General features: G+C 64.4%; 1 protein-coding gene. It reads left to right on the forward strand.

Annotation, left to right across the window (positions count from 1 at the left end):
- Positions 1 to 1,108, forward strand: a 1,108-nt coding sequence (locus tag ACIBK4_RS50490) for a condensation domain-containing protein (RefSeq protein WP_399006977.1), incomplete at both ends; no start/stop codon positions are given.

A 1,108-nucleotide genomic window follows, 5' to 3' on the forward strand; every position in this document is an offset into this window, starting at 1 on the left:
TATCGCACGGCGGTGGTGTGGGAAGGGCTGAGCGAGCCGGTACAGGTGGTGCTGCGGGACGTGGAACTGCCGGTGGTGACCCATGTCCTCGACGGCGCCGAGGCTGATCCGGCCGCGGCATTGGTCGAGTTGGTCGGCTCTGGGATGGATCTGGGCCGGCCGCCGCTGATGGACCTGCACGTGGCAGAGGTCGCGGATGGCCACTGGCTGGGGTTGCTGCGGATGCACCACATGGTGCTCGATCACCAGGGCATGGACGTGCTGACGGGAGAGCTGCAGGCGATTCTGGGTGGGCGGGAGGATGAGCTGGCGCCGGCGTTGCCGTTCCGGAATTTCGTTGCTCAGGCTCGGAGTGTTCCGCGGGAGGAGCATGAGCGGTTCTTCGCCGAGCTGCTGGGCGACGTGACTGAGCCGACCGCACCCTACGGACTGATGGACGTCCGCGGCGACAGGGCGGAGTCGATGATCGCGGTGCTATCCGTGCCGCAGGAACTGGTTGACCAACTACGTGATGTAGCGCGGCAGTTGGGCGTGAGTGTGGCCACGGTGTTGCACGTCGCGTGGGCGCGGGTGCTTGGTGTGTTGTCGGGTCGTGATGACGTGGTGTTCGGCACGGTGTTGTTCGGGCGGATGAATGCTGGTGCGGGTGCCGACCGGGTGGTGGGTCCGTTCATGAACACGTTGCCGGTGCGGGTGCGGACCGATCAGGTCGGGGTTCGTGCTGCTGTGGAGCAGATGCGGTCTCAGCTCGCGGCGTTGCTGGAGCATGAGCACGCACCGTTGGCGGTGGCGCAGCAGGCCAGTGGCATTGAGGAGAACGCGCCTCTGTTCACCTCGCTGTTCAACTACCGCTACATCACACGCGAACGCGCTGGTCGGGATGAAGATACTGCCCGAGACCAGGCATCGGAGGGAATCCAGGGTGTTCTCTCCAAGGAGCGGACCAACTATCCGCTGACCATGTCGGTCAACGACCTGGAGACCGGCGAGCTGAGCCTGACTGCTGACGTAGCCGACTCTGTTGATCCGTATGCGGTGGCGCGGTTGTTGTGTACTGCGCTGGAGAATCTTGTTGCCGCGTTGAGTGACACGTTGAGTGGTGGTTCTG

Origin of the sequence: Streptomyces sp. NPDC050528, from assembly GCF_044457795.1 — a bacterium.
Taxonomy (GTDB): Bacteria; Actinomycetota; Actinomycetes; order Streptomycetales; family Streptomycetaceae; genus Streptomyces.